Raw genomic sequence first — 25,563 nt, forward strand, 5'->3', positions numbered from 1 at the left:
CGCCGAGGCTATCCGCCGGCCCCGACAGGGCGGTTCAGGACCGTCGGGCCAGGTACTCGCCGAAGTCCGCGGGGGGCGTGCCGGTGAGGCGCTCGACGTCGCCGGGCGCGGACGCGAACCGTCCTTCGCGCACTGCGGTGAACATGCTCGCGTACGCCTCGACGAGCCAGTCCGGTTCGCCGGCCGCTTCGAGGCGGGCGCGGTAGTCGGCGTCGCCGATCGGCGTGTAGCGCAGCGGGGTGCCTGCGGCCGCGGCGGCCGCCGCGGCGATCCGCTCGCCGGTCGCGTCCTCGGGGCCGGTCACCTCGATCACGCCTTCGGTGCCGGCGAGCACGGCCGCGGCGAGGGTGCGGGACACGTCGTCCCGGGCGACGAGGGACATGCCGGCGTCGCCGAGCGGCAGTGCGAGCTCGCCGGTGCGCAGGGCGTCGTCGAGCCAGGTGTCGGCGAAGAAGTCGGCGAACACGGAGGTGCGCGCGATGCAGTGGGGGCGGTCCGCGAGGAGCGCCTCGGTGGCGCGGTGGCCGGGGGCGTAGTAGAAGCGCGAGCCGGGGTCGGCGTCGAGGATGCCGGTGTAGACGATCCGGCCGACGCCGGCCGCTTCGGCGGCGGCGATGAGGTTGCGGTGGTGGCGCTCCATGGTCTCGGCGAGTCCGTCGCTGGAGACCATGACGAGGGTGTCGAGTCCGCGCATCGCGGCTTCGAGGGAGGCGGGGTCGTCGTAGTCGGCGCGGCGGGCCTCGAGGCCGGGCGAGGGCGGGACCGCTTCGGGGCGGCGGGCCAGCGCGACCAGGTCGTCCCGGCCGGCCGCGAGCAGGTGCCTGACGGTTCCGGAGCCGACCCCGCCGGTCGCTCCCGTCACACCGATCATCGCGTTCTCCCTGAGGTGGGGGTGGTCCTTCGGGACGCGACGGTAACGGCACGGGGCGGGGCCGGGCCGTGGCGGCCCGGCCCGGAGCCGGGGTGCTCACATCTTGGCGACGTAGGCGGCGCAGGAGTCCAGCAGCATCTGGCTGCCCTGCTTGGCCATGTCGTGCTGCTCCTGCGTGTCGAGGGTCTGGGAGATCACGATGCGGGTGCGGTCGCCGCCGAGGTCGGCGAGGTCGAGGCGCATGACCTCTTCGCCGCCGTCGGGCGTGTCCATGCCCATGACCAGGGACTCGCCTTCGTTGACGTCGATGTAGCGGCCGGTGATCGGGAACTCCTGGCCGTCGGGGGTGACGACGGTGGCGGTGTAGCGGCCGTTCGGCGTCACGTCCATCTCGACGGAACCGGGCTTGGAGTAGCTCCAGGCCTCGTAGTGGGCGTTGTCGGTCCAGGCGGTCCAGACGGTGGAGACGGGCGCGTCGACCTCGGCGGTGAGCGTGTAGCTGAAGCCGTTCTCGTTGGCGGTCATGATGTTCCTCCTGTGTCAGGGGTGTTCGCTGTGTACGTCCATAGAGACGCGGCGGGCCGCGCGGATTCATCGCACGCGCCGGGATATCTTCCCGCGGATTTTTCGGGCGTGCGGGGGTCTGGGAGAATCGCGGGCGGAGGTGCGCGATGGGCGAAGCCGGGTCGGGCGGGTAGGGGCATGCGGCTCCCGGACGGCGCGAGGTCCCGCGCCCTGCTCATCGGTACCGCCGCGTACCAGCATCTGCTCCCGGTGCCGGCCGCGGAGAACAATGTGGACAGCATGCGGGAGGCGCTGGTCCGCCATGCCGGGATCCCGCGCGGCAACTGCGAGTCGCTGACGGACGCGCGCGACCTCACCGCGGTCGGCGCGGCGGTCGAGCGGGCGGCGCGGGAGGCGGACGACCTGCTGCTGGTCTACTACAGCGGTCACGGCCTGGTCGACTCCGGCGGGCTGCTGCACCTGGCGCTGCCGCAGACCTCGCAGGAGCTGCTGCCTTGGAGCGGCATTCCGTTCGCGTTCCTGCACAAGGCGATTCAGTCGGCGCGGGCGACGGCGAAGGTGATCGTGCTCGACTCGTGCTTCTCGGGCATCGCCACTGAGGTGCTCGCGGACAAGGGGTCGGCGATCCTGGGGCAGATCCGGATCTCGGGGCATGTGACGTTGACGTCCTCCCCCGCGAACTCGCCTTCGTACGCCTTCGAAGGGCGGCGGCACACCGCGTTCACGCAGGCGTTCCTGGACGTGCTCGACGGCGGGAGCCCGCGCGCCGGGGCGCTGCTGACGCTGGACGACCTCTTCCTGGAGCTCGAGCGCCTGGCGCGCGAGCGCGACCTCCCGCGGCCGCAGAAGTGCGTCACCCACACCGCCGACAAGCTCGCGCTCGCCGTGAACCGGTACCGGCCGGGTGCCGGGTCCGGGCGGGCAGGGGACGAACGCCCGGTTCCCGAGGCGGAGCCGGAGGGGCCGGCGCCGGACCTGGTGCGGGCCGAAGCGCTGGTCTCGGCCCAGGAGGTCCGCGACATCCGGTTCAACACGGTGCGGTTGACGGAGGGCTACGACGAGGACGAGGTCGACGCGTTCCTCGACCGGGTGCTGCTCGCGCTGGTCGAGCCGGTCGAGGGGCCGCAGCGGCTCAGCGCGGACGACGTCCGGAACTCGCTGTTCACGACCACGCGGCTGCGCGAGGGCTACGAGATGGCCGCCGTCGACGCGTTCCTCGACCGGGTCGAGGCGGAGTTCGAACGGCGCCAGGCGATCGCGGCGCAGCGGATGCGATAGGCACGCCGCGTTCGCGATGCGGGCGAGGCGCCGAGGTGGGACAGCCGCACGAGGGTTCGGCAGCGGGCGCGGGACCGGCCGCGCCCGCGGTGTGCGGACGCGGCCTTCTCCAGTGGACGGTCGTCTGCTCGGGCCGGTCGCTAGTCGATCGCGGCGTCCAGGTCGATGAGGTCCTTGACGGCGTCGGTGCGGCGGGCCGACTCCTCGGGGTCGACGGTCTGGCGGTCGATGAACGCGAGTTTTTGGTTGGCCTCGACGAAGGGGCGCATGCGGGACTCGTAGCGGGCGAAGGCGAGCGCGTGGTCGTCGGGGGTGCGGCCGAGTTCGTACGCGAGGACGTAGGCGCCGACGAGCGCCAGGCTGGTGCCCTGGCCCGAGGTCGGGGCGGCGCAGTGGGCGGCGTCGCCGACGAGGACGACGCGGCCGGCGGACCAGGTGTCCATTCGGATCTGCGCCATGGAGTCGAAGTAGAAGTCCTCGGCGCCCCACATCCGCTCGATGAACCCGGGGACGTCGCCGCCGAAGCCGGTGACGCGCTCGGCGACGAGGCGCTTCTGCGCGGCGGTGTCGCGGTGGTCGTACTCGATCGGGTCGGAGGCGAACCCGAGGTAGATCCGCAGTTCGGCGTTGTCGCGCACCGTCATGACGGCGCCGCCGTTCCTCCCGTCGTTGAACCAGGTCTGCCAGCGGTCGAGGCCGAGGTAGTTGTCCTGGCCGAAGACCGACAGGTAGGTGCCGAGGTGGTCGATGTAGTCGGCTTCGGGGCCGAATGCGAGGCGGCGGGTGTTGGAGTGGAGGCCGTCGGCGCCGACGACGAGGTCGAAGCGGCGCGGGGCGGCGTGCTCGAATTCGACGGTGACCGCGTCGTCCTCCTGGTGGATCGCGGCGATGGAGTCGCCGTAGCGGTATTCGATGCCGTCGTTCCGGGCGTGCATGAGGTCGACGAGGTCGTCGCGGAGGATCTCGATGTCGTCGGAGTCGAGGCTGCCGGAGGAGAGCGCGAAGTCCTCGGTGCGGAACACCTCGTTGCCTGCGGGGTCGACGACGGACATGCCGTCGGAGTGGTTCGCCAGGGCGCGGGCCTGGGTTTCGAGGCCCATGCGGCGGATGACGGTGAGGGCGGCGCCGCGGACGTCGATCGCCTGGCCGCCGCGGCGCTGCGCGGGGGCGCGCTCGACCACGACCGGGGTGAGGCCCTGCTCGCGGAGCCAGTAGGCGAGGGCGGTGCCGGCGACGCTGGAGCCGGAAACGAGGACGGTCTTCATCGGGGTTCCTCCGGATACGTTGTACTTCCTTGACCGGCACCACCGTATGGAAAACCCTTCTGACCTGCAAATACGTCCGAGATCTGCCCTAGGACAGCGATGGCCCCGGGGCGGGCCGGGACTAGGATCTGTCGTAGGACAGACCGAGGAAGGGGCCGCCGTGGCCGATTCGAGCGAGCCGCCGTACGCGCGCATCGCCGCCGAGCTGAGCAGGCGCATCACCGAGCGGGCGCTGGCGCCGGGCGACAGGGTGCCGTCGACGCGGCAGGTGGCCCAGGAATTCAGTGTGGCACTGGCCACAGCCGCGAAGGCGCTGGACGTGCTGCGGTCGGAGGGCCTGGTCATCACCCGCCCGCGCTCGGGCACGGTGGTCGCGCCGAGACGGGCGGCGAAGTCCGGCGAGCCGGCCGAGCCGACGCGGGAGCGCGTCCTCGCCGAGGCCGTGGCGATCGCGGATGCCGAAGGGCTGGAAGCGGTCTCGATGCGCGCTGTGGCCGGGCGGTGCGGGGTGGCGCCGATGACCTTGTACCGCTTCGTCGAAGGCAAGGACGACCTGCTGATGTCCATGTGCGACAGCGTGTACGGCGAGCTGTCCTTCGAGGACGACGAGTCGGCGCCGTGGCGCGCCCGGCTTGAGGCGATCGCGGCCGCGCTGTGGCGCGTCCACCGGAACCACCCCTGGCTCGGGCGGGTGCATCCGCTGACGCGGCCCCTGCCGCTGCCGAACCTGCTCGGCATCGGCGACAGCCTCCTGGGGACCCTCGGGACGCTCGGGCTGCCGCCGAAGCTCCAGTTCGACGCGCATGTGCTCATCTACAGCCACATCGTCGGACTGGCCGCGAACTTCGAGCGCGAGGACGAGGCGGTGTCCGACACCGGGCTCTCGGCCGAGGAGTGGACCGACCTCCAGTACGTGCCCTCGGTCAACGGAGACGGCGTCATGAGCCGCTACCCGCACTTCGCGAAGCTCTTCGGCCACTTCGGGTCCCTCCCGGACGGCTACGACATGGACCTGGACGAGATGTTCCGCCTGGGCCTGGCACTCCTTCTCGACGGTCTCGAAGCGCTCGCGGCCCGGCACCGGGAGCCGGACCGGCACTGAACGGCCCCCGCTCGCGCCGACGCCGAACGGGTCGCCGGCGGGCTTCGCCGACGCGGTCGCGCAGTGCGCGGGGCGGTGCCGAACCGGGCGGACCGCAGGGGTCCGCTAGGCCGCCAGTCCCTTGAGGAGCGTGGCGAACGCGCGCTTCCAGTGCGCGTCCGCATCGTCGCCGCCCCCGAGGGCGCCGCGCAGCTCGAGGCCGGCGAGGCCGTGGGCGAGGGCGTTGAGCTGGACGGCGATATCGTGGGGCGGCAGGGGCGCGAAGGCGCCCTCGTCGACGCACCGGGCGCACGCGGCCACCAGAGCGTCGAACGTCGGCCGGATCCGGCGGCCGGCCTCGGCGTCGGGGCGGAACTCGGGGACGGGTCGGCCGAACATGAGCTCGTACAGGTGCGGGTTGTCGCGGGCGTTCGCGCGGTAGGCGTCGCCGAGGGCGAGCAGGTCGGCCACGGGGTCGGCGGTGCGGGGCACGGCGTCGAACGCGGCGGCGAGGCGTTCGAAGCCCTCGAGGAACATCTCGCGGACCAGGCCGGCCTTGTCGCCGAAGAGGCTGTAGACGGCGGTGGTCGAGGTGCCGGTCTCCTGCGCGACGCGCCTGGTGGACAGGGCCGAGGGGCCTTCGGCGGCGAGCAGGCGGCCGCCGGCGTCGATGAGGTCGCGCCGCAGCGAGTCGTAATCGCGTTTCCTGGGTCGGGGCATGTTGACAAGCGTATCGTAACGTGGTTATATAACGGTGTTACTAAACGAGGGACCAGGAGCACCCCAATGTCCGATCTTCACGTCGTCCTCGGCGCCACCGGCGGCATCGGCGCGGCCGTCGCCGCCGAACTCACCGCCCGCGGCCACCGGGTGCGCGCCGTCAGCCGGAACGCGGCAGGCCCCGGCGGCTTCAGCGCCGACATCACCACGCCCGAAGGCGCCGCCGCCGCGTGCGAAGGCGCCGCGGTGGTCTACCAGTGCGCGCAGCCGCCGTACGCCCGGTGGGCGCAGGAGTTCCCCGGGTTCACCGACACCGTCCTCAGCGGCGTCGAGAAGGCCGGCGCGCGCCTGGTCATGGCCGACAACCTCTACATGTACGGCCCTGTGAAGGGCCCCATGACCGAGAACCTGCCGTACGCGGCGAAGAACCCCAAGGGCAGGGCCCGCGCGGAGGCCGCGACGCTCGTCCTCGACGCGCACCGCGAAGGACGCGTCCGCGCCGCCATCGGCCGCGCCTCCGACTACTTCGGACCCGGCGGCCGCAACACCACGCTCGGCCCCAGCGTCTTCGCGGCCGCGGCGGCGGGGAAGACCGCCCGCTGGATGGGCGACATGGACGTCCTCCACACCGTCTCGTACCTGCCGGACATCGCCGCGGGCCTGGTCACGCTCGGCGAGCGGCCCGAGGCGGACGGGCGCGCCTGGCACCTACCGGTGCTCACCGCCCCCACCGGCCGCGAGTTCATGGACATGGTCCGGGACGCCTCGGGCGGGCGGGCGAGGAGCGCCGCCGTCGGGCGCGGCATGCAGCGGCTCATCGGCGCGTTCAACCCGATCGTCAAGGAACTCGGCGAGACCTGGTACCAGCGCGACCGCGACTGGGTCGTCGACGACACCGCGTTCCGCGCGGCCTTCGGCGAACCGCGCCTGACCCCGCACGAGGACGCGATCGCGGCGACGCTCGCCTGGTTCCGCCGGCAGGGCTGATTCCGGCGGGATTCCCCGCCTGATTCCCCCAAACCGCCGCTCACGGGCTCCGCGGCTTCGTACACTGCGCACATTTCCGTCTCCAGTGGAGGGCATCATGACGCAGGATTACGAGCAGGCCGGGGCTCCGGCGAGGTTGCCCCGCGAGATGAACGGACTCGCGATCGCGGCGTTCGTCCTCGCGATCGTGGGCCTGTGCAGCCCGATCGCCATCCTCGGGCTCATCTTCGGCTACGTCGCCAAGAGCCAGATCAGGAAGCGCAACAACTCCGGCGACGGCCTGGCCAGAGCCGCCATCATCCTCGGCTGGATCTCGATCATCCTGTTCGTCCTCCTGGTCGTCTTCGGCGTCGCCGCCGGCACCTTCGCGGACTGGGACCAGTGGAAGCAGAACTGGAACGAGCAGGTCAACTAGGCGCTGCGGGGATCGTGCGATTTCCGCGATCCCCCGCCGCCGCCTCCCCGGTCCCCTACGCTTCGGGGCCATGGGAGCAGACAGGACAAAGAGGACGGCCATGGCGCTGGCCGCGGGCGCCGTCGCCGCGGCCGCGCTCACGGTCGCACCCGCCGCGGCGGCCGAGGCCCCGCAGTACCGGGCCGACCAGATCGCGCAGCTCGAACCCGCCGACGTGCCCCTGGAGCCGGGCGCGCCGCACGCGGTCGTGCACGCCGACGCCGCGTTCATCAAGGCCCGCTTCGACGGCGTCGCACTCGGCGAACGCGACCGCATCACCGTGTCGAGCCCTGACGGGGCCGAGTCCTACGAGTACGGGCCCGCCGACATCACCGAAGGGGCCCTGCGGACGCTGTCGATCGACGGCGCCGCCGCCGAGGTCGTGCTCCACGACGCCGACGACGGCGTGACCGCCGCCGCCCGCCTCGCCGGCTACGCCCGGGGCCTGAACGAGGCCGAACTCGCGTCCAGGCCGACCGGCGGTCCCGAAAGCGTCTGCGGCAAGAACGACTCGCTGCACGCCGTCTGCTACCGCGAGTCCGACCCGGTCGCGTGGGACGCCAGCCGCTCCGTCGCCCGGCTCATCATCGACGACGAGTCGTACTGCACCGCCTGGATCGCCGGGGCGAACCGGATCATGACCAACCAGCACTGCATCGCGAACGGGCAGGAGGTGCGGGCGACCGAGGTGCAGTTCGGGTACGAGTGCTACGAATGCACGGGCGGGCAGGCCCGCACGCCGCTCAAGCTGCGGGGCCATGAAGTCCTGGCGTCGGACGCCACGTACGACTTCACGCTGTTCACCGTGGACGACCCCGAGGCCATCGCGCACCTGCCGCACCTGCCGATCGACACCCGGCACGCCGAAGTCCGCGAGAAGGTGTTCATCCCGGGGCACCCCGGCGGCAAGCCGATGCGCATCTCCTCCCTCAGCGACGAAGGGCGGCCCTGGACGGCCGACCACTGCCAGATCCTCGACAACCGCGCCGACGGCAACGGCCCCCGCACCGACCTGTCCTACTACTGCGACACCGCCGGCGGCTCCTCCGGATCGCCGGTGATCAGCCGCGAGACCGGCGCCGTCGTGGGCCTGCACCACCTCGGCGGATGCCCCAACAGCGCGGCGCGCATGGACCTGATCCACCCGCTCATCGCGCCGTATCTGGAGTGGAACGTCTAGGTTTGCCGACTGCGGGCGGCGGGGCACTCCCCCGCCGCCCGTTCCGATCCCGCACCGGGGATCCGGGCCGGCCAGGATCGATTCGAGCGCCGATGTGGAGGATCCCGTGAGCGAGACGCCGACCGGAGCGGCCGAGACCGACCCCGCCGAGCCCGCGGGCGAGGGCGAGGGCGAGGCCGAGCGGCGCGGCGGCATCGGACGTGCGGTCCGGTGGGTCGTGGCCATGCTCGCGTGCGTGCTCGCCGTCGCTGCCGCGACCGGCGCCGTCGCCGCCTACTATGCGCGTCTCGAACTGCTGACGACCGACCAGTTCGTGGACCGCACCCGGCCGATCGCCGAGGACGAGCAGGTCCAGGCGGCCGTCGCGGACCTGATCACCTCGAGGATCGAGGAGGCCGTCGACATCGACGCGATCACCCGCCAGGCGGCCGGCTGGGTCGGCACCGAGGACCCGCCCGAGTACATCCGCGACCTCGTCGCCGCGGCGGCCGAGAGCCTGCGCGCCCGCATCGAGACCGAGGTGAACGCGTTCGTCGCGAGCCCCCGCTTCCTCGAGGTATGGGACGCGGCGGTGACCGAGGCGCACTCGTCACTGGTCTCGGCCCTCGAAGGCGAGAACGCCGGCTCGCTCGTCGCGGACGGGAACACGCTCGCGATCGACCTCGGGCACGTGGTCGAGGTCGTCAAGGAGCGCTTGGCGGAGAACGACTTCGCGTACGCGGCCGACATCCCCGCAGTCGAGGCCGACTACGTGCTGCTGGACTCGGAGCAGGTCCCCGAGCTCCAGGAGCGGATCGACCAGTTGCAGTGGGCCGCGACCTGGCTGCCGTGGATCGCCCTGGGGCTGCTGGTGATCGCGGTGCTGGTCGCGCCGCGCCGGTGGGTCGCGGCGCTCGTCGTCGGCGTCCTCGGCGCGGTCATGGCGGGCGCGGCGCTGATCGCGCTGGCGGCGGGCCGGGAGCGGTTCGTCGAACAGGCCGGGGACGCGGCGTTCGCGCCGCTGACGTACGACGCGTTCACCTCGGATCTCAGAGGGACGTACGTGCTGATGCTCGTCATCGCCGCCGTGGTCGCGATAGTGGCGGTCGCGGCGATGTTCATGCGCCGCAAGGGACATGAGCGTGTCGGCCGAACGCGTTAGCGGGCGAGACCGCGGCCGCGGCGCGCGGCGGCGGCGACCGCTCGTCTGACGGCGTCGCCGACGGCGGCGTCGTTCAGGACGTCCAGGGCTGCGGCCGTGGGGCCGCCGGGAGTGGTGACCTGGTCGAGGAGCTCGGCGGGCGGCTCGTCGCTCGACTGGAGGTGCAGGCAGGCGCCGAGGAGCGTCTGCTCGACCATGACGCGCGCGGCGGCGCGGTCCATGCCGCCGTCGACCGCGGCCGATGTCATCGCATCGGCGAGGTACAGCAGGAACGCCGGCCCCGAGCCGCCCACGGCCGTGACGAGGTCCATCAAGGACTCTTCGACCGTGACCGTGACGCCGACCCGGTCGAACAGGTCCTCGATCTCGGTCAGGTCGGTGCCTTCCGGCGCGGTCAGCGCGGTCGCGGCCTCGCGTGCGCGGGCGGCGACGTTCGTCATGGCCCGCACCGCGATCGTGCCCTCGGGCAGCCGCGCGGCCAGCTTCGCGAGCGGGACGCCGGCGGCGAGCGACACGACGACCGCGTCGGGCTCCAGGGCGGGCGCGATCTCGTCGAGCACCCGCTCGACCGCGCCGGGCCGGGTGGCGATGAGGACGACGTCGGCTTCGGAGACCGCGCCGGCGTTGTCGGTCCCCACTTCGATCCCGTACGCGTCGGCGAGGATCGCGGCCCGCTCGGCCGGCTGGGCCGTGGCCCAGATCTGCGCGGGCGGCATCCCCGATTCGAGCAGCCCGATGAGGACGGCCTCACCGAGATGGCCGACGCCGATGATCGCGATGTCCATGACGCACCTCCCCTCGGAACCGCAATCTAACGGCCCCGGTCCGCTACCTCAGCGTTTCGGACGAATCGGGCACTACCGCAGCGCCTCGGCCATGGCGGTGAGCCACCGGTCGGTGGCCTTGGCCTGGAGGAGCCGCGCCGCGGGCGCGGCCAGCCGGCTGGCGAATGTGCCGGGGACGGAGAAGGACCGCACGGTGAAGCGGGTGCGGTCGCCGAGCGCCTCGAGGAGGAACGCCGCCTCGCCGCGTTCGGGGTGGCCGGGCAGCGAGCCGTAGCCGAAGCCGGCGAACTCGGGCGTCTCCTCGGCCCACACCACCCGGCAGGGGATGCGCAGGACGCCCGCGAACCGGAGCGTCACGTCGACGCCGACCGCCGCGCGGGGCGCGGTGGCCGCGGGGTGGAGGCCGCAGCGTTCGTGGAGGCCCCAGGTCATGAGGATCTCGGCGGGCCGGGCGAGCGGGGCGTCGAGGACGGTCGCGCGTTCGAGGTGGCGGTAGCCGGCGGGGAGCGGGCCGGAGCGGGTGGCGCCGACCTCCGGGTAGTTCGGGTTCACGGGCGCTCCGTTCGGGGGTTGAGGATCTCGAAGAGGACGTGGTCGCGCAGGCGGCCGGTGGTGAGCGAGTAGCAGGGGGTCAGGCCGAGTCGGCGGAACCCGTTGCGCGCCAGGACTTTCTGCGAGGCCAGGTTGTCGGGGAGGGTCTCGGCCCGGAGCTTGTCGAGCTCGAGTTCGCCGAACGCGATCGACTTGGCGAGGCGCACCGCCTCGGTGGCGATGCCCCGGCGGGTCTCGGCGGCGGCGACCCAGTAGCCGACACTGCACGTGCGGACGTAGGGGCCGAGGACGATCGTGTTGAACAGGAGCCCGCCGACGTGGCGGCCGTGCTCGAGGATGACGTAGGAGCGGCCGGTGCCGGCCTCGGTGCGCGCCAGTGCGGCCTCGATCGAGTCGCGGACGCCCGGGAGCGTGTAGGTGGAGTCGTCTTCGTCGGGTTCCCAGCGGGCGAGGTGGTCGCGGCTGGCGGACCGGAGCGCGGCGATCGCTTCGGCGTCCGCTGGGGTGACGGGGCGGAGTGCGATCCCGGGCGGGGCGGGGATCGGTTCGGGCATGGCTCCCCCTTCGGTCGATGGCGACCGGTCGAGCCTAGTCCGCCCGGCGCCCGTTCGGCCGCACACGGCGGCCGGGCCGCCCGGTCGGGCCGCGAACAAGGCCGCGACCTTCGGATCGGCCAAGGCTACTTCCGTATCGGATCGGGGCCGGGACGTTGAACGGGGGGCGTGCGGCGGTTAGCCTTCGGCGCATGCAGGGTGAGCGGCGCGGGGCGCGCGGGTGGGCGGCGGACACCGGGCTGTTCGCGTTCGGCGTGTTCTCGTGGCTGTGCATCGCCGGCGACCGGATGCGGCTCGGCCTGCCGGATCCGGCGTGGCTGTTCGAGCTGGACCAGGTCGCCGGGATCGTCGGGCTGGGGCTGCTGTGGGTGCGGCGGCGGTGGCCCACGCAGGCCGCCGCGGTCGCCGTCGCGCTGTCGACGTTCTCGGAGACGATCGCGTTCCCGCTGCTCGTGCTGCTGTTCGCGGTCATCGTGCGGCGGCCGCCGCGGACGGCGGCCTGGGTGTACGCCGGGGCCCTCGCCGCCGCCGGCGTCTATGCGTGGATCCGGCCGCAGGAGCTGGGCGTCCTCGGGAACCTCGGGTTCGCGGTGGTCCTCTACGGCGCCATCGCCGGCTGGGGCATGGTCACGCGGTACCGCCGGGCCCTGCGGGAGCGGGCGGCCGAGCAGGAGCGGGAGGAACGCGAGCGGGCCCGCCAGCGGGCGCGCGAAGAGCTCGCCCGCGAACTGCACGACCTGCTCGGGCACCGGCTGTCGCTGCTGAGCCTGCACGCGGGCGCCATGGAGTACCGCAGCGACCTCTCCCCCGAGGAGCTCGCGAGCGCGGCCGGCGTGGTCCGGGAGCAGTCGCACCTGGCGATGCGGGACCTGCGGGAGGTCATCGCGGTCCTCCGGGCCCCGATCGGGGAGCTACCGCAGCCGTCGATGGCGGACCTGCGGGCGCTCGTCGAGGAGGCCCGGCCCGGGTCGGAGATCGCGTTCGCGTCGACCGCGGAGGGCGAGGCGCCCGAGCGCTCGGGGCGCACGGCCTACCGGATCGTGCAGGAGGCGCTCACGAACGCGCGCAAGCACGCCGAGGGCGCGCCGGTCGCCGTGACCGTGTCGGGCGGGCCCGGCGAGGGCCTCGAAGTCGAGGTCGCGAACGGTCCCGGCCGGGAGGTCGACCGGCCCGCGGAGCGGCCCGGGCACGGCCTGATCGGGCTCGAGGAGCGGACGGCGCTCGCGGGCGGGCGGCTCGAGTACGGCCCGCGTGAGGACGGCGGGTGGCGGGTGCGGGCGTGGCTACCCTGGACGGCATGAGCGAGCGTGTGAAGGTCCTGGTCGTGGACGACGACCCGCTGGTGCGGGCGGGCCTGCGGATGATCCTCGGCGGGGCCGCGGACCTCGATGTCGTCGGGGAGGCCGGCAGCGGCGCCGACGTGCCGCCGCTCGTCGCGCAGTTGCGGCCGGACGTCGTGCTCATGGACCTGCACATGCCCGGGGTCGACGGGCTGACGGCGACCGAGCGGCTGCGCGCGGACCCCGGCGCGCCGGAGGTGCTGGTGCTCACCGCGTTCGAAGCGGACGGGCACGTGCAGCGGGCGCTGCGCGCCGGCGCGGGCGGCTTCCTGCTCAAGGACACGCCGCCGGCCCAGATCGTCGCGGCGGTGCGGCGGGTCGCGCAGGGCGAGCCGGTGCTGTCGCCTGAGGTCACGCGGCGGCTCATCGGCCTCGCGGTCGGCGGAGGCGGCGGCGACCGGCGCGGCGCGGCTCGGGAGCGCTTGCGGGCGTTGAACAACCGTGAAGCCGAGGTCGCGGCGGAGGTGGGCCGGGGCCGGTCGAACGCGGAGATCGCGGCGGCCCTGCACCTGAGCGTCCCGACCGTGAAGACGCACGTCTCGGCGGCGCTCGCGAAACTCGGGTTGAACAATCGGGTGCAGCTCGCGCTGCTGGTCAACGACGCGGGAGTCGTGGACTGACCTCGCCCGCGTTCGCGCCCGCGCCTGGAAGCGCCGGACGCGAGCGACGCGGAGCCGCGGGAAGCGCTCGCGGTCGCCGATCACGGGCGACCTGTCCGGCCGCCTCGGGGCGGGGCCGAACACGAGGATCGTCGGGCGCGACCGCGCGCTCACATCGGCGGCGTGGAACAGGTGGCGCTCGCGCGGGTCGTCCCCGCGGCGCCCGAGGTGGTCGTGCTCGGCGAGGCGACGCCGTCCACGCCGCCGATGTCGACCTGGACCCGGAGGCACGGTCGTGAGCATCGCGCACCGGCGCGGCACGGCGCACGACACCGACCGGGTCGCGGTGATCGAGCGGCGGCCGGGTCATCGAGTTGCGTCGCGCGAGGATCAACGCGCGGGGCAGGCCGTTCGCGGTGCCGATGCGGCGCGGGCATGGGCGGGCCGGGCCACGGGTGGATCACGCGGTGCACAGTGGCAGACTGCTCGCATCCCGGCCTTCTCCCCTCGGGCCGTCACCGCCGAGCCCCCACACCCTCACGGAAGCCGCATGACCGACACCGACGCACTCCGCAACCGCCTCAACGAGATCCGATGGCAGCTCCGGGGCGAGGCCCGCCTGGCCGCGCTGGAGGAGCACCTGGTCGCCGTCGAGGCCGACGGCGACCAGCGGCTGCTGAACGCCGTCCTGACGGCGCTCGTGGACTGCTACGAGTACTCGACCGACTCGACGCGGCTGCTCGTCCCGTACGCGCGGCTCCTCCACAACCTCGACACCGCCCCCGAGCACTTCGACGCGGCGTTGCTGCGCTCGGTGTACTGGCAGTTCAAGTGGATCGTGTACAAGCTGCGCAACCACCCCGACGTGCCGTTGACGTCCATTGAGGACGCACTGGTGCAGTTCCGGCGGCGGTACTCGGAGGCCGGGCACTCGCTGCACCCGTACTACGAGGCCGAGTACTGGTTCGCGTACTCGATCGCCGACGACGAGCGGGCCGCCCGCGCGGCCGAGCTCGTCCGCGCGACCGAGCCGGACGGCATGAGCGACTGCGAAGCCTGCCGCGTCAACGACATCGGCGACATGGCCGCGTGCGCCGGGGACGACGAGGCCGCGATCAGGGCATGGCGGCCGCTCCTCGACGGCGAGCTGCGCTGCGCGCACGAACCGCACAACACCCTCGCCGACTCGCTCCTGCCGCTCGCGCGGCTCGGCCGGCTCGACGAGGCCCGCGCCAACCACCTGCACGGCTACCGGATCAGCCGCGACCGGGACGACATGCTCGCGTACGTCGCCCGGCACCTGCGGTTCTGCGCGCTCACCGGGAACGAGGCCCGCGGGATCGAGATCCTCTCGGCCGACCGCCGCGCCTACGACCTCGCGCTCAGCCCCGACACGCGGCTGGAGTGGCTCGAAGGCGTCCAGACCCTCGCCGCCGCGCTGCGCGCCCGCGGCATGGGCACCGCCGCGCTCGCCGGACCCGAAGGACGCGACTGGACCGCCGACGACCTGCACGCCTGGGCCGACGCCGAACGCCGGGCGCTGTGCGCGCGCTACGACCGCCGCAACGGCAGCACCGTCCACTCCGACCGGTCGCAGGAGCGCGTCGAACCCGCCCAGCCGTACCCGCACGTGCCGTTGGGTCTCAAGGCGATGCCGCAGCTCGAACCGAGGCGGGCCGAGCCCGCTCCGGCCGCCGCGAGCGCCGCGTCCCTGGAGGCCGCGCTGGTCCGGGCCCGCCGGGCCGTCGAGGACGCCGACGAGGACCGCGACGCGCTGTGGCTCGACGCGGCCCGCATCGCCGAAGCGCTCGGAACCGGACTCGCGCCGGCCGACGAGGCCGAAGTGCTCCTCTCGAAGGCCGAACCGGAGGCCGACCTCGAAGCGGCCCAGGACTTCGCCGCGCTCGCCGCGAACCTCTTCGCCGAGGCCGGCAGGCCCGGACGGGCGCTCCTGTGCCGGATCGCCGCGGCCGGCTGGGGCATGCGCGCCGAACCCGCCGCGTTCCGCGAGCTGGCACCCGGGTTCCTCGCCGAGGCCGCGGCGCTCGCCGGCACCGAACCGGTCGACGCCGCCCGCGCCCGGGCCCAGATCCTCTTGACGACGTTCCAGGCGGCGTCCCTGCTCGGCGAGCAGCCCGGCGACGACCTTGCCGCCGCGTTCACCGAGGCCGAGACCGAACTGGAGGCCCTCGCGGGGCACCGGCGGGCCGCGCTCGCCCGGACCCAGCTCGCCATGATGAAGCCCGCGTTCGCGACCGACCCCGAGGCCCGGACCGCGGCGATGGCCGAGGCGTTCGAACTGGCCTCGGGCAACGGGTTCGGCTACGAGACGTTCATCTGCGGACTCCAGTACAGCGCCATGCTGAACCAGGCGGGTCGGCTCGCCGAAGCGCTCGCGGCCGCCGAGACCGGGATCGCCGCCGTGCGGCCGGAGTACCCGCCGTTCCCGATCGCCGCGCTCCACCTGACCGCCGCCGAGTGCACGCTCAACCTCGGCGACCCCCGCTCGGCCGAGCACTACGCCGTCCTCGCCGCGCACTGGTACGACCGCGCCGGCGAGACCGGCTGCGCGGGCGTGGCCCGGCACCTCCTCGGCCGGGCGCTCGCGATGCAGGACCGCAGCGAGGAGGCCGTCGTCATCCTCGAGGCGGCCCTCGACGACCTGCCCGAGATGCACGAGGAGGAGCACTGGCGCCTCCTCGACTCCCGCCACCTGCTCGCCGAGAACTACCGGCGGATCCGGGACGCCCGCACCGGAGTCGCGCACGTCCTCGAGGCGCTGCGGCTCATGGACGGCGGCCTCGCGCACCCCAGCGCCGTGTTCTACGCGCAGGCCGCGCACCTGGCCGGGGAACTGCTCGAGCAGACCGGCGAAGCGGCGTCCGCAGTGGACGCCTATGGTCGCTCCGCCGCCGCCTGGCGCGACCTCGGCTCGCTCTCGGCCGCCGCCAACCCGATCCGGGCCGCCCTGTGGGCGCGCCTGCGCGGCGGCGACGCCGACCGCGACACCGTCCTCGACGAGATGCGCTCGCTCGCAACGGATCTCGAGCGCTCCTGGCGCAACGCCGAGCACCCGGCAGGATATCGGGAGTCGTGCCGCCGCGAGTACGCGAAGACCCTCATGCAGCAGTCGCAGATGCAGAGTGACGACGCGGAGTCCGAGGAGGCGTGGGCGAACCGCACCCTGGTCTCGGGCGCGGAGGTCCTCGCCGTCGCCGAGGACGGCGACTTCCTCGCCGAGATCGGCGTCCAGACCGCGCACGACATGATCGTCGCCCACGGGGAGCTCGGCGACCTCGACGCCGCCGAAGCCCTCGTCGAGCGCGTCACCGCCCTCCTCGACCCCGACACCCACGACGCCGCACGCCGAGCCCTCCGCGGCCATCTCGACGACGCCCGCGACCGCGTCACGGAGGACGAGGCGGAAGCGACCGGGTGAGACCCGCGGCGTTCCTCACCCGCCGCGCCGGTCGGCGAGCTGGAGGAGCTTGAGCACCAGGTCGACGAGGGCGGTGAAGGGGCTGACGAGGTGCTCGAGCGCTTTGAGGCGGCTCCGGATGCGCCCCTGCGGCTGGTCCTCCTCTATGGAGGATTCGAGGTCGTCCAGGTTGTCGCTGATCGCCTCGTACCGCTCGCCGACGCCGTCGCGGTGCTCTTCGAGGCGCCTGCGCAGCTCGGCGACGAGGTCGAGCATCTCCTCGACGAGCGCCTCCTCGGCACGGGCGCGGGCGGCGAACACCACGCCGTGCGCCCCGTCGCCGATCGCGCCGACCGTGGCCGACGCCCCCGTCCCGATCGCCCCTGTCTGGACGGTCCCCTTGAAGACGTATCCCTCGGCCTGCTCGTGCTCGTCGCTCATGACTTCCCCTTCTTCACGGAGCCGCGGCTGCCGGAGCCGACCGCGCCGACGTTCGCGGTCGCGCCCGCGCCGGCCGCACCGGTCGCGAGCCGGCCGTAGTTGACGACCCCGTTGTTGACGATGACGTTGGCGCGCTCCTCGAGCTCGCCGGTGTGGACGTTGTGCTCGTGGAGGTAGCGCACGAGCGCGTCGAGGATCTGGCGCTCCATGATCTCGAGGTACTTGACCGCGTCACGGAACTGGAAGTAGTTCTGCTCCTTGAGGTCGGTGCCGAGTTCGCGGATGCTGACGCGGGCGCCGTGGTCCTCCGGCTCGCCCCAGCGGCCGGAGCGGCGGCCGAAGCCGCGCCCGACGGCGGCGGCCAGGTCGAACGGGCTGCGCACCAGCAGCAGGGGCATCAGCGCGAGCCCGCGCAGGAACCCGAGGAACACCCCGACGCCCGGCGCGACCGAGCCGCGCCCGAACACGTGGTACCGCTCGCGGGTCGGCGGGAGCACGCAGCTCGAGAACTCGACGTAGAGCGTCTCGCCTTGGAGCGCGCAGTGGAAGAAGACGGTGGTCACGAGCTCGCCGCCCCACGCGTCCACTTCGCACCGGAGGTAGTGGCGGACCGGCGTGGTCGGGTCCCGCTGGACCTGCTCGATGGTCTGGAACTGCGGGTACCCGACCTGCGGGAGCTCGTTCGGGTAGTACACGGGCCGGTCCGCGTCGCGGCCGGAGACGTAGACGTGGTCGTCCAGGACGAGGTTCGGGAGGCGGCTGGACCTCGGCGAGTCGGAGCCGAGCAGCCGGATCCGCTCGGCGATGAAGTCGTTGAGGCCCTTGGGGTCGATCGTCATCGGCTCCCCGCTCCCCCGATCGGCGGGTTCGAGGGTGAGCGCGAACTGCCAGGTGGCGATCCCGTCCCCGGAGCCGACGAACGGAGGCCGCCCGGCGTTGTAGTTGACCACCGGGGCGCGCTGCGCCATCGCGATGAACCCGGCCCGGGCCGTCGCGGGCGCCGGCGGCTCCGGTTCGGTCGGGATCGACACGAGGCTGCGCCGCCGGACCACCCCGATGACGGTGGTGACCGCCGCGAACACCAGGAGCCAGACCACGACCGATCCGGCGCCCGGACCGGTCGGCGGCGGCTCCGCGCCGCAGTACGAGGCGCCGTACCCGTCGCCGTAGTAGTCGTCGTAGTAGTCGACGCATTCCTCGTACTCGCTCTGGCCGAAGAGCCCCTCGACGAACTGCTCCGCCTGGTAGTCCAGTCCGAGGTACCTGAGGGCCGTGACCACGAGGAGGAGGCCGCCGACCGCGGCGACGGTGATGAGGACGGCGCGCCCCAGGAGCCGCGCTCCGCTCGGGGCCTCCTCCGGGCGCTCGGGCGGGGGCGCGAAGCCGCGGTCGATCGCCAGCACCGGCAGCCCGATGAGGGCCCACACGGCGAGGGCGACGAGCAGGCCGCCGCGGTCCACCACGGGCGCGCACACGGCGAGCAGCAGGAGGACCGACAGGATCGCCTGCTGGAGCGTGTCGAGAGCGCGGGCGCGCAGGACGTGGCGCAGGATCGGCGCCGCGTCGGTGCCCGGATTCGGTGCGATCGCCCGGTCGTGGCGGCGGTACACCTCGTCGATCACCTGGTCGCGGAAGGTGCGGTCGATGTACGCGGCGGCGCACAGGTGCGCCGTCGCGTCGTTCTTGGCGGAGCCGGCCCCGCCGCCCGCCTCTTGAGGAGGGGGCATCGGCGGGGGCGGTGCTGCGGGGGGTGCGGTCATCGGAAGGCGGCCTCTCGGCTCAGGCGAACTGGTCGCGGGATCGGAAGATGATGCTGCCCTTGGCGTTCGGCCCCATCGCCGCGATGTGGGCGCGGGCGCCGGCGCCGAGGGCGCCGATGTAGGTCGTGCCGTGGCGGTCCTTCGCGGGGGCGGTCCCGGGGGCGGCGTGCTCGATGAGCGCCAGGGCGAGCGCCGCCGCGTTGCGGGCGGCGCGGGGCTGGTCGCGGAGGTCGTCGGCCTTGTTCTTGCCGTCGACCAGGTCGGAGACGCCGCGGACGACGATCGCCTCGACGCCGCTGCGGCGCGCGGCGGCGGCCATGGCGCCATGGCTCTCCGTGTCCAGCGCCTGGGCGTCCCCGCTGTGCAGGGCGATGAGCCGGGCCGTCTCCGAGCGCCGGCCGGTGACGACCTTGGCGCCGGAGGCGATGGGGCGGTGGAACACCCGCGGGGCCTCGGTGCCGAGGCGGGCCGCCCACTCCCCCTTCTCGACGAGGAGCATCGCCAACTGGTGGAGGGAGAAGGAGGTCGGCAGCGCGTCGGGTCGCGGGAGGCGGCCGGCGTCGGTGTCCTCTCCGGACTCGTAGCCGTAGACCTTGGTGGCGGCGACGACGTCGCCGACCGCGGCGTCCCGCAGGCCGCCCGCGACGCCGCAGAGGACGAGGATCCGGGGGCTCCAGGAGGCGAGGGCGTGCTCGACCGCGGCCGCGGCGCGCTCGTTGCCGCGGCCGCCCATGGCGAGGACGAGGTTCCAGTCGCTGCGGCGGCCTTGCAGTTCGGTGCGGCGGTACTGCACGCCGTCGCGTTCGGCGTCGGTGAGGGCCCGGCCCGGCAGCAGGTCGAGGACGGCGGCCCGCTCGATGTCGATCGGGGTGCACAGGACGGCGGTCGGGAGGTCGGCCATGGGGTCTCCGAGTCGTTCGCCCGCGGTTCCGGCCGCGGGGCGCGGTGGGGCGGGCGGCTCGCGCCCGCACCTGCTCGCGAGTTATTGTTCTGAATACAACAAGTCGAGCGTAAGACGCCGCGCAATTATTGTCAAGTCATCAATAAGGGGGACACCGTGGTCGACGAACCGGCTCCGACCAGCTATGTGGCGGCGGACATCGTCATCCTGACGATCACCGGCGGCGAGTTCCGCGTCCTCCTCATCGAGCGCGGCAAGGACCCCTTCGGGGGGCGGCTCGCGCTGCCCGGCGGGTTCGTGGAGGCCGACGAGACCGTCGACGACGCCGCGGCCCGGGAGCTGTTCGAGGAGACGGGGTTCGAGGCCGGCGAGTCGCTGCTCGAGCGGTTCGGGGTCTACTCCGAACCCGACCGGGACCCGCGGCGCCGGGTCGTCAGCGTCGCCTACACCGCGCTCGTGCCCGAGCCGCCGCAGACGCGCGCGGGCGGGGACGCCGCGGAGACCGCGTGGGTCCCCGTCGAGCGGGCGCTCGAGGAGCCGCTGGCCTTCGACCACTCCCGCATCCTCGGCGACGCCGTGGCGCACGCCCGGCGGCGCCTGGAGTACACCACAGCGGCGACCGCGTTCTGCCCCAAGGAGTTCACCATCGCCGAGCTGCGGCGGGTGTACGAGATCGTCTGGCGGACCCGGCTGGACCCGGGCAACTTCCACCGGAAGGTCCTGCGCATCGAGGGGTTCCTGGAACCCGTGGACGGGACCACGGTCCGCAACGGCGGCAGGCCCGCGGCCCTGTACACCGCCGGTCCGCTCGAGTGGCTGCCGCTGCCGCTCTCACCCGCGCGCTGAGCGGCCCGCGCGGGCGGTACCGCCGGCGAGGGCCTGCGGGGCGACCGGCGCGGGCGGTTCGGTCACTTGCGGGGCAGGGTCTCGGCGAAGGCGATCCCGCGCCCGATCCAGGTGCGGAGCTCCACGTCGGAGGCGCAGGCGTCGTCGCCGAGGCGGATCCAACCGGTCATGGTGCGGCCGCTCATGACCATGGGCTCGGCGCCCGGTTCGGCGATGAGGTCCTCGTAGTCGTCCTTGCCGACCCGGACCATCGCCCCGCCGGAGCCGAGCGCCGCCGCGGCCATGTTGCCGTGGACCATCCAGCCGAGGCCGCCGAACATCTTCCGCTCGACCACGTACGGCCGGTTGTCGAACGCGTCGCGGATCCGCTCGGCGAGCGCCTCGTCGTAAGCCATGGGGCCATCGTGCCACCGGGGTCCGACAGTGCGGGCCGGTCCGGGCTACGCGGCGGTGCGGAAGCGGTTGCGGTACTCGGTGGGGGTGGTGCCGAGCTGCCTGCGGAACGCCCGGATGAGGGTGTCGACGGTGTTGAAGCCGCAGGCGGTCGCGATGCGGTCCAAGGTGTCGTCGCCGCTTTCGAGGCGGTGCCGGGCGGCCTCGACCCGCGCGGCCTCGACGTACGAGGCGGGGGTGCGGCCCAGTTCGGTCTTGAAGACGCGGGTGAGCTGGCGCTCGCTGAGGTGGGCCCGGCGGGCGAGGTCGGGGAGGGTGAGCGGCTCGGCGAGGTGCCGGGCGATGTGGTGGCGCAGCTCCTCGACGCGGCGGGTGGTCGAGACCGGTTCGAGCGGGACGCTGAACTGGCTCTGGCCGCTCGGTCGCTTGAGGTACATGACGAGCTGCCGGGCCACCTTCAGGGCCGTGGCCTCACCGAAGTCCTCGGCGACCAGCGCGAGGGTGAGGTCGAGGCAGGCGGTGATGCCGGCGCCGGTCCACACGTCGCCGTCGCGGATGAAGATCGGGTCGGCGTCGACCTCGACGGCCGGGTGCTCGGCGGCGAGCTGCGCGGCGGTGGACCAGTGCGTGGTCGCGCGGCGGCCGTCGAGGAGGCCGGCCTCGGCGAGGACGTGGGCGCCGACGCAGACGGACGCGAGGCGTCCGGTGCGGCGGGCGAGGGTCTTCACGCGTTCGACGACGCCGGGGTCGGCGGCGGCCCGGAGGCGGCCGTCGGGTCCGGTCTCGACGCGGCCGGGGACGATGAGCGTGTCGATCCGCTCCCCCGCGAGGGCGTCGAAGGCGAGGTCGGGCAGGACGCGGACCCCGGCGAAGGTCGTCACGGGCGCCTCGGTCTCGGCGGCGAGCACCACCCGGTAGTCGGCCTCGTCGCCGAGTTCGCGCTTGAGCAGGGCGAAGACCTCGGGTGGGCCGGTCACGTCGAGCAGGTCGACGCCGTCGAAGAGCACGATGACGATCAGGCGTCCGGCGCGGTCCATGGCTTCCTCCGTTCCGGGGCGACGCTAGCAGCGGATGTCGGTATCTGCAAGTCGCATGACATTGCGGACACGCCTGAGCGGCCGTAGCGTGGATCCGGGCCGCCGCCGGCGGCCGGAGACATGAGGAGGAAACCCATGGGCGCCAGCACCTTGCGCGAGATCATCGGCCTGGACCAGACCCCCGCGACGCTGTCGGAGGCGACGCTGATCCTGGTCGACTACCAGAACACCTACACGCGCGGCGTGATGGAGCTCGAGGGCTGGGAGCCCGCCCTCGAGGCCGCGGCCGGTCTGCTCGACCGGGCGCGGCGCGCCGGGGCCCGCATCGTCCACGTCGCGAACGACGGCGGGCCGGGCGGACCGTACGACTACAGCGCCGAGATCGGCCGGATCCACCCCGCGGTGGCCCCGGTCGAGGGCGAGACCGTGGTGGTGAAGTCGGTCCCGGACGCGTTCGTGCGGACCGAGCTGGGGGACGTCGTCGACGCTGCGGGCCGCCCCGACGTGGTGATCGCCGGGTTCATGACCCACATGTGCGTCCAGTTCACCGCGCAGGGCGCGTTCCTGCGCGGGAACCGGCCGACGGTCGTCGCCGACGCGTGCGCGACCCGCCCGCTCGGGACCGCGGTCGCCGAGACGGACGCGGCGTCGCTGCACGAGGCCGCCCTCGCCACGATCGCGGACCTGTACGGGGTCGTCGTCCGCACCGCCGCGGACCTGGGGTGAGGCCGTCGCGCCCGGCCGGGGCCGGGCGCGGGTCAGCGCTGGTTGATGCGGACGAGGTTGCCGGCGGGGTCGCGGACGGCGCAGTCGCGGACGCCGTAGGGCTGGTCGGTCGGGCCCCACGCGATCTCGGCGCCCGCGGCGAGCAGGCGCCGGTGGACGGCGTCGAGGTCGCCGGTGGCGAGGGTGATCGCCGCATAGGTGCCCTTGGCCATCATCTCGGCGATCATGCGGCGCTCGGCCGGGGTGACGCCGGGGCGGGCGCCCGGGGGCTCGAGGACGAGGGACGTCTCGGGGCTTCCGGGCGGGCCGAGGGTGATCCGGCGCCCGGCCGCGTCGCCCTCGTCCGAGCGGACCTCGAAACCGAGGGCGTCGCGGTAGAACGCGAGGGACGCGTCCGGGTCGTCGTGCGGCAGGGACGTGGAGTGGATGAGGAGGTCCATCAGACCCCGGTGCCCTCCCAGACGAAGCCGTCGGGGTCGGTGAACGACCCGCCGGAGCCGCCGACGGCGATCCGGTGGGAGCCCGAGCCCGCCGGGTCGACGTACGCGGTCTTGGCGAAGGACTTGCGCGGGTAGAGCGCGAGCTTCACCGCGCCCTTGCCGGGCTCGAACTCGGTGTACTTGCCGCCGTAGCTCTTCGCGACCTCGAGCCCCTGGTCGGTGTAGAACTGCTTGGCGGCCTTCATGTCGCCGGTGCCCATGAGGAGGACGACCTCGTCGAACCGCTTCTCGGCGGGCGCGGTGTCCTTCTTGGAGGAGGACACCAGCTTCATGACCACGCCGTCGGGGGTGCGGATCACGCCGCCGTAGCCCCACAGGGACTTGACGGGCTCCTTGACGACCTCAGCCCCGGCGTCGACGGCCGCGTTGAACAGGAGGTCCACGTTCGCGGGCTGCGAGGCGATCAGGTCGAGCGTGAAGCCGCGGAAGCCGGAGGTCGGCTCCTCGGAGGCGCGGAACTCGAACGGGAGGTCCGGACCGAACGCGGTGGTGTAGAAGGCTTCGGCGGCCTCGGCGTCGGCGGCCTCGATGGTGATGTGTTCGATGTGCATCATGTCTTCAGGCTATTTCCGGGGCGGGGACCGGCGCTTCTTTATTCGTGATCGCTTCGGCGCCCCGCCCCGGGCCGGTCAGGCGGTGACGCGGAAGGTGGCGTCGGCCCGCTCGGTCGCGGTCGAGACCGGGTCCAGGCGCAGCGCGTAGCCGTAGTGCCGGATGTAGCGGGTCGGGAAGTTGTACGAGGTGAACGAGCTCCAGGAGCCGTCGGCGAGCCCGGCGACCCGGTTGAAGGTGGCGTCCGCGTTGAACTGCGCGGTGTTCTGGCGCGGTGCGAGGACGAAGTCGTAGTCGACGTGCCGCAGGAAGTACCCCGGGAAGTTCACCGACTCGAACGAGACGGCGCCGGAGGAGGCCAGGCCGGGCACGAGCCGGAACTGGGCGTCGGCGGCCGGGCTGACACCGGGGTCGATGCGCACGTCGAAGTTGGCGTGGCGCACGTACCGGTCCTGGAAGTTGTAGGACTGCAGGCGGTTCCACGCCGGGTTCTGGTACCGGTTCAGGACGCGGGTCTCCTCGGCCTGGGTGAGGTTGAGGACGAAGCCGTGGCGCTTCAGGTTCGAACCGAGGCTGTAGCCGGAGGTGGTGCGGTACCCGGAGACGTTGGCCGGGTTGGTGGTGAGGACGGGCATGTACCCGCGGCCGGTGGCGTACTGGTCGAGCCACAGCGCCCACTCGCTGCGATCGTTGAACTTCGCCCACATGGGGCCTTCGACGCCGCTGCCGGTGAGGTTCGCGAGGTCGCCGAGCCGGGTCCAGGAGCCGGTCAGGGAGTTGCCGCCCTCGATGACGATCTGGGCGGCCTTGGAGGCGCGGTAGTAGCGGTAGCCGCCGGTGCTGCCGGCGACCTCGACGATCTGGGTGTCGATGAGGCCTTCGTTGCCGGGCAGGTTGATGTAGACCTGCGGCGCGGTGATGGAGCGGAAGTCGGTGGTGCGGGCGCTCCAGATGCGGTGCTTCTTGACGCCGTTCACCGTGGAGTTGGTGGCCCAGTAGAGCAGGAAGTTGCCGGCCGCGGCGTCCCAGATGGCCTCGGGGGCCCAGGCGTTGCCGGCGTCGCCGATGGCGTTCGCCACGCCGAGCAGCCACGGGGTCGACCAGTTGACGAGGTCGGTCGACTCCCAGACGACGAGGTTGCGGCTGCCGCGGTTGGCGGCGTCGTCCCAGGAGGTGCCCGAGCCGATCCGCAGGTCGGTGGCGACGATCCAGTAGCGGTTGCCCGCGGGGTTGCGCACGATGATCGGGTCGCGGACGCCCTGGGTGCCGATCGGGCTGCGCAGCACGATCTGGCCCCGGTTGAGGTCGGACCAGTTGAGGCCGTTGTCGCTGTGGGCGAGGTAGATCTGCTCGCCGCCGGTGCCCTCGCCGATGAAGTGGGCCATGAGATAACCGGTGTACGTGGTCTGGGCCGCCGCGACTTCCGGGAACGCGGCGACGAGGGGCGCGGCGGCGGCCGCGGTGAACAGTCCGCGGCGGGTGAGGCGCGCGGAACGGGATGCGGACATGGCCACTCCAAATCAGGGTCTAGGCAGCCGGAACAGGTGATGTGAAGGCTAACATCCACAGATTGAAACAGTCAAGATCTTCGATTTAGTGGAGTATCGGCCGGATCCGAGCGGCGGAAGGCGTTCTCGGCCGCGATGCGAGGCGCCGA

26 protein-coding genes are annotated in these 25,563 nt (G+C 73.1%); 11 read left to right on the forward strand and 15 right to left on the reverse strand.

From position 1 onward, the window contains the following. Positions 1 to 34: 34 nt before the first annotated feature. Together GFD30_RS10530 and GFD30_RS10535 are read right to left on the reverse strand one after the other, a co-directional pair. On the reverse strand, positions 35 to 871 hold the full coding sequence (locus GFD30_RS10530; RefSeq protein ID WP_153025151.1) for an NAD(P)H-binding protein: 837 nt from the start codon (positions 869 to 871) through the stop codon (positions 35 to 37). Positions 872 to 967: 96 nt separating this feature from the next. Continuing rightward, entirely contained in the window at positions 968 to 1,396 is a 429-nt protein-coding gene (locus GFD30_RS10535; protein WP_153025152.1) for an SRPBCC family protein, read from the reverse strand. 177 nt (positions 1,397 to 1,573) lie between these two features. On the opposite strand from GFD30_RS10535, the gene GFD30_RS27890 reads away from it, so the two are divergent. Then, complete coding sequence (locus GFD30_RS27890; RefSeq protein WP_153025153.1) at positions 1,574 to 2,674, forward strand: caspase, EACC1-associated type; 1,101 nt, start codon at positions 1,574 to 1,576, stop codon at positions 2,672 to 2,674. 140 nt (positions 2,675 to 2,814) lie between these two features. Here the strand turns inward: GFD30_RS27890 and GFD30_RS10545 are convergent, their stop codons facing one another. Further along, positions 2,815 to 3,939, reverse strand: coding sequence for an FAD-dependent monooxygenase (locus tag GFD30_RS10545; RefSeq protein ID WP_153025154.1), 1,125 nt, complete (start codon positions 3,937 to 3,939; stop codon positions 2,815 to 2,817). A 160-nt stretch (positions 3,940 to 4,099) separates the two neighbouring features. On the opposite strand from GFD30_RS10545, the gene GFD30_RS10550 reads away from it, so the two are divergent. Then, positions 4,100 to 5,041: a GntR family transcriptional regulator gene (locus GFD30_RS10550; protein WP_322633140.1), complete on the forward strand. Its 942-nt coding sequence runs from the start codon at positions 4,100 to 4,102 to the stop codon at positions 5,039 to 5,041. A 105-nt stretch (positions 5,042 to 5,146) separates the two neighbouring features. On the opposite strand, the gene GFD30_RS10555 is transcribed toward GFD30_RS10550, so the two are convergent. Next, positions 5,147 to 5,740 (reverse strand): TetR/AcrR family transcriptional regulator, encoded by a 594-nt coding sequence (locus GFD30_RS10555; protein ID WP_153025155.1) that lies wholly within the window; start codon positions 5,738 to 5,740, stop codon positions 5,147 to 5,149. A gap of 66 nt (positions 5,741 to 5,806) precedes the next feature. Here GFD30_RS10555 and GFD30_RS10560 point away from each other — a divergent pair, with 66 nt between their 5' ends. The 4 genes from GFD30_RS10560 (at position 5,807) to GFD30_RS10575 (ending at position 9,502) form a co-directional block, all read left to right on the forward strand. After that, on the forward strand, positions 5,807 to 6,727 hold the full coding sequence (locus GFD30_RS10560; protein WP_153025156.1) for an NAD-dependent epimerase/dehydratase family protein: 921 nt from the start codon (positions 5,807 to 5,809) through the stop codon (positions 6,725 to 6,727). A gap of 97 nt (positions 6,728 to 6,824) precedes the next feature. Beyond that, positions 6,825 to 7,142 (forward strand): DUF4190 domain-containing protein, encoded by a 318-nt coding sequence (locus GFD30_RS10565; RefSeq protein ID WP_153025157.1) that lies wholly within the window; start codon positions 6,825 to 6,827, stop codon positions 7,140 to 7,142. A gap of 100 nt (positions 7,143 to 7,242) precedes the next feature. Then, entirely contained in the window at positions 7,243 to 8,361 is a 1,119-nt protein-coding gene (locus GFD30_RS10570) for a trypsin-like serine peptidase (protein WP_153025158.1), read from the forward strand. A 106-nt stretch (positions 8,362 to 8,467) separates the two neighbouring features. After that, positions 8,468 to 9,502 (forward strand): hypothetical protein, encoded by a 1,035-nt coding sequence (locus GFD30_RS10575; protein WP_153025159.1) that lies wholly within the window; start codon positions 8,468 to 8,470, stop codon positions 9,500 to 9,502. Here GFD30_RS10575 and proC read toward each other — a convergent pair. From proC to GFD30_RS10590, 3 genes are all read right to left on the reverse strand, one after another. Continuing rightward, positions 9,499 to 10,287 carry a pyrroline-5-carboxylate reductase gene (proC, locus tag GFD30_RS10580; RefSeq protein ID WP_153025160.1) on the reverse strand — a complete coding sequence of 263 codons (789 nt, stop codon included), beginning with the start codon at positions 10,285 to 10,287 and terminating at the stop codon, positions 9,499 to 9,501. The two genes, GFD30_RS10575 and proC, sit on opposite strands and share 4 nt — an antisense overlap. Before the next feature lie 72 nt (positions 10,288 to 10,359). After that, positions 10,360 to 10,839, reverse strand: a complete 480-nt coding sequence (locus tag GFD30_RS10585) for a DUF1990 family protein (RefSeq protein ID WP_322633141.1) — start codon at positions 10,837 to 10,839, stop codon at positions 10,360 to 10,362. Then, positions 10,836 to 11,393 carry a GNAT family N-acetyltransferase gene (locus tag GFD30_RS10590; RefSeq protein ID WP_153025161.1) on the reverse strand — a complete coding sequence of 186 codons (558 nt, stop codon included), beginning with the start codon at positions 11,391 to 11,393 and terminating at the stop codon, positions 10,836 to 10,838. The genes GFD30_RS10585 and GFD30_RS10590 overlap by 4 nt, the downstream gene beginning before the upstream one ends. A gap of 191 nt (positions 11,394 to 11,584) precedes the next feature. Here GFD30_RS10590 and GFD30_RS10595 point away from each other — a divergent pair, with 191 nt between their 5' ends. From GFD30_RS10595 to GFD30_RS10605, 3 genes are all read left to right on the forward strand, one after another. After that, positions 11,585 to 12,694 carry a sensor histidine kinase gene (locus GFD30_RS10595; protein ID WP_153025162.1) on the forward strand — a complete coding sequence of 370 codons (1,110 nt, stop codon included), beginning with the start codon at positions 11,585 to 11,587 and terminating at the stop codon, positions 12,692 to 12,694. Next, positions 12,691 to 13,353 carry a response regulator transcription factor gene (locus GFD30_RS10600; protein ID WP_153025163.1) on the forward strand — a complete coding sequence of 221 codons (663 nt, stop codon included), beginning with the start codon at positions 12,691 to 12,693 and terminating at the stop codon, positions 13,351 to 13,353. The genes GFD30_RS10595 and GFD30_RS10600 overlap by 4 nt, the downstream gene beginning before the upstream one ends. A gap of 529 nt (positions 13,354 to 13,882) precedes the next feature. Beyond that, the gene (locus tag GFD30_RS10605) at positions 13,883 to 16,771 is read left to right on the forward strand and encodes a hypothetical protein (RefSeq protein WP_153025164.1); all 2,889 of its coding nucleotides are present in this window, start codon (positions 13,883 to 13,885) and stop codon (positions 16,769 to 16,771) included. Between the two features lie 15 nt (positions 16,772 to 16,786). Here GFD30_RS10605 and GFD30_RS10610 read toward each other — a convergent pair whose 3' ends face one another. The 3 genes from GFD30_RS10610 to GFD30_RS10620 are packed head-to-tail and all read right to left on the reverse strand — an operon-like array spanning position 16,787 to position 19,852. After that, positions 16,787 to 17,191 (reverse strand): hypothetical protein, encoded by a 405-nt coding sequence (locus GFD30_RS10610; protein WP_153025165.1) that lies wholly within the window; start codon positions 17,189 to 17,191, stop codon positions 16,787 to 16,789. Continuing rightward, positions 17,188 to 18,951: a hypothetical protein gene (locus tag GFD30_RS10615; protein WP_153025166.1), complete on the reverse strand. Its 1,764-nt coding sequence runs from the start codon at positions 18,949 to 18,951 to the stop codon at positions 17,188 to 17,190. The genes GFD30_RS10610 and GFD30_RS10615 overlap by 4 nt, the downstream gene beginning before the upstream one ends. A 19-nt stretch (positions 18,952 to 18,970) precedes the next feature. Further along, the gene (locus GFD30_RS10620) at positions 18,971 to 19,852 is read right to left on the reverse strand and encodes a 5'-methylthioadenosine/S-adenosylhomocysteine nucleosidase family protein (RefSeq protein WP_153025167.1); all 882 of its coding nucleotides are present in this window, start codon (positions 19,850 to 19,852) and stop codon (positions 18,971 to 18,973) included. A gap of 156 nt (positions 19,853 to 20,008) precedes the next feature. Here GFD30_RS10620 and GFD30_RS27895 point away from each other — a divergent pair, with 156 nt between their 5' ends. Further along, positions 20,009 to 20,698 carry an NUDIX hydrolase gene (locus GFD30_RS27895; RefSeq protein WP_322633142.1) on the forward strand — a complete coding sequence of 230 codons (690 nt, stop codon included), beginning with the start codon at positions 20,009 to 20,011 and terminating at the stop codon, positions 20,696 to 20,698. A 62-nt stretch (positions 20,699 to 20,760) separates the two neighbouring features. Here GFD30_RS27895 and GFD30_RS10630 read toward each other — a convergent pair whose 3' ends face one another. Together GFD30_RS10630 and GFD30_RS10635 are read right to left on the reverse strand one after the other, a co-directional pair. Beyond that, entirely contained in the window at positions 20,761 to 21,093 is a 333-nt protein-coding gene (locus GFD30_RS10630) for a TfoX/Sxy family protein (protein WP_153025168.1), read from the reverse strand. 45 nt (positions 21,094 to 21,138) lie between these two features. Then, complete coding sequence (locus tag GFD30_RS10635) at positions 21,139 to 22,128, reverse strand: GlxA family transcriptional regulator (RefSeq protein WP_153025169.1); 990 nt, start codon at positions 22,126 to 22,128, stop codon at positions 21,139 to 21,141. Between the two features lie 135 nt (positions 22,129 to 22,263). Here GFD30_RS10635 and GFD30_RS10640 point away from each other — a divergent pair, with 135 nt between their 5' ends. Next, the gene (locus GFD30_RS10640) at positions 22,264 to 22,854 is read left to right on the forward strand and encodes a cysteine hydrolase family protein (RefSeq protein WP_153025170.1); all 591 of its coding nucleotides are present in this window, start codon (positions 22,264 to 22,266) and stop codon (positions 22,852 to 22,854) included. 32 nt (positions 22,855 to 22,886) lie between these two features. On the opposite strand, the gene GFD30_RS10645 is transcribed toward GFD30_RS10640, so the two are convergent. The 3 genes from GFD30_RS10645 to GFD30_RS10655 all read right to left on the reverse strand — a co-directional run bounded on the left by GFD30_RS10645 (position 22,887) and on the right by GFD30_RS10655 (position 25,414). Then, positions 22,887 to 23,294 carry a VOC family protein gene (locus tag GFD30_RS10645; RefSeq protein WP_153025171.1) on the reverse strand — a complete coding sequence of 136 codons (408 nt, stop codon included), beginning with the start codon at positions 23,292 to 23,294 and terminating at the stop codon, positions 22,887 to 22,889. Then, a complete protein-coding gene (locus GFD30_RS10650; RefSeq protein ID WP_153025172.1) occupies positions 23,294 to 23,908 on the reverse strand; it encodes a VOC family protein in 615 nt (204 codons plus the stop codon). Before GFD30_RS10650 ends, GFD30_RS10645 begins: the two co-directional genes overlap by 1 nt. Positions 23,909 to 23,983: 75 nt before the next feature. Then, the gene (locus GFD30_RS10655; protein ID WP_153025173.1) at positions 23,984 to 25,414 is read right to left on the reverse strand and encodes a glycoside hydrolase family 43 protein; all 1,431 of its coding nucleotides are present in this window, start codon (positions 25,412 to 25,414) and stop codon (positions 23,984 to 23,986) included. Positions 25,415 to 25,563 lie beyond the last annotated feature (149 nt).

Source organism: Glycomyces albidus (assembly GCF_009451885.1).
Lineage (GTDB): Bacteria > Actinomycetota > Actinomycetes > Mycobacteriales > Micromonosporaceae > Glycomyces > Glycomyces albidus.

What these genes read in the sequence shown, in the direction of transcription:
- GFD30_RS10530 (WP_153025151.1), bottom strand. Translation starts at nt 871, where the DNA reads ATGATCGGTGTGACGGGAGCGACCGGCGGGGTCGGCTCCGGAACCGTC.
- GFD30_RS10535 (WP_153025152.1), bottom strand. Translation starts at nt 1,396, where the DNA reads ATGACCGCCAACGAGAACGGCTTCAGCTACACGCTCACCGCCGAGGTC.
- GFD30_RS27890 (WP_153025153.1), top strand. Translation starts at nt 1,574, where the DNA reads ATGCGGCTCCCGGACGGCGCGAGGTCCCGCGCCCTGCTCATCGGTACC.
- GFD30_RS10545 (WP_153025154.1), bottom strand. Translation starts at nt 3,939, where the DNA reads ATGAAGACCGTCCTCGTTTCCGGCTCCAGCGTCGCCGGCACCGCCCTC.
- GFD30_RS10555 (WP_153025155.1), bottom strand. Translation starts at nt 5,740, where the DNA reads ATGCCCCGACCCAGGAAACGCGATTACGACTCGCTGCGGCGCGACCTC.
- GFD30_RS10560 (WP_153025156.1), top strand. Translation starts at nt 5,807, where the DNA reads ATGTCCGATCTTCACGTCGTCCTCGGCGCCACCGGCGGCATCGGCGCG.
- GFD30_RS10565 (WP_153025157.1), top strand. Translation starts at nt 6,825, where the DNA reads ATGACGCAGGATTACGAGCAGGCCGGGGCTCCGGCGAGGTTGCCCCGC.
- GFD30_RS10570 (WP_153025158.1), top strand. Translation starts at nt 7,243, where the DNA reads ATGGCGCTGGCCGCGGGCGCCGTCGCCGCGGCCGCGCTCACGGTCGCA.
- proC (WP_153025160.1), bottom strand. Translation starts at nt 10,287, where the DNA reads ATGGACATCGCGATCATCGGCGTCGGCCATCTCGGTGAGGCCGTCCTC.
- GFD30_RS10590 (WP_153025161.1), bottom strand. Translation starts at nt 11,393, where the DNA reads ATGCCCGAACCGATCCCCGCCCCGCCCGGGATCGCACTCCGCCCCGTC.
- GFD30_RS10595 (WP_153025162.1), top strand. Translation starts at nt 11,585, where the DNA reads ATGCAGGGTGAGCGGCGCGGGGCGCGCGGGTGGGCGGCGGACACCGGG.
- GFD30_RS10600 (WP_153025163.1), top strand. Translation starts at nt 12,691, where the DNA reads ATGAGCGAGCGTGTGAAGGTCCTGGTCGTGGACGACGACCCGCTGGTG.
- GFD30_RS10605 (WP_153025164.1), top strand. Translation starts at nt 13,883, where the DNA reads ATGACCGACACCGACGCACTCCGCAACCGCCTCAACGAGATCCGATGG.
- GFD30_RS10610 (WP_153025165.1), bottom strand. Translation starts at nt 17,191, where the DNA reads ATGAGCGACGAGCACGAGCAGGCCGAGGGATACGTCTTCAAGGGGACC.
- GFD30_RS10615 (WP_153025166.1), bottom strand. Translation starts at nt 18,951, where the DNA reads ATGACCGCACCCCCCGCAGCACCGCCCCCGCCGATGCCCCCTCCTCAA.
- GFD30_RS10620 (WP_153025167.1), bottom strand. Translation starts at nt 19,852, where the DNA reads ATGGCCGACCTCCCGACCGCCGTCCTGTGCACCCCGATCGACATCGAG.
- GFD30_RS10630 (WP_153025168.1), bottom strand. Translation starts at nt 21,093, where the DNA reads ATGGCTTACGACGAGGCGCTCGCCGAGCGGATCCGCGACGCGTTCGAC.
- GFD30_RS10635 (WP_153025169.1), bottom strand. Translation starts at nt 22,128, where the DNA reads ATGGACCGCGCCGGACGCCTGATCGTCATCGTGCTCTTCGACGGCGTC.
- GFD30_RS10640 (WP_153025170.1), top strand. Translation starts at nt 22,264, where the DNA reads ATGGGCGCCAGCACCTTGCGCGAGATCATCGGCCTGGACCAGACCCCC.
- GFD30_RS10645 (WP_153025171.1), bottom strand. Translation starts at nt 23,294, where the DNA reads ATGGACCTCCTCATCCACTCCACGTCCCTGCCGCACGACGACCCGGAC.
- GFD30_RS10650 (WP_153025172.1), bottom strand. Translation starts at nt 23,908, where the DNA reads ATGATGCACATCGAACACATCACCATCGAGGCCGCCGACGCCGAGGCC.
- GFD30_RS10655 (WP_153025173.1), bottom strand. Translation starts at nt 25,414, where the DNA reads ATGTCCGCATCCCGTTCCGCGCGCCTCACCCGCCGCGGACTGTTCACC.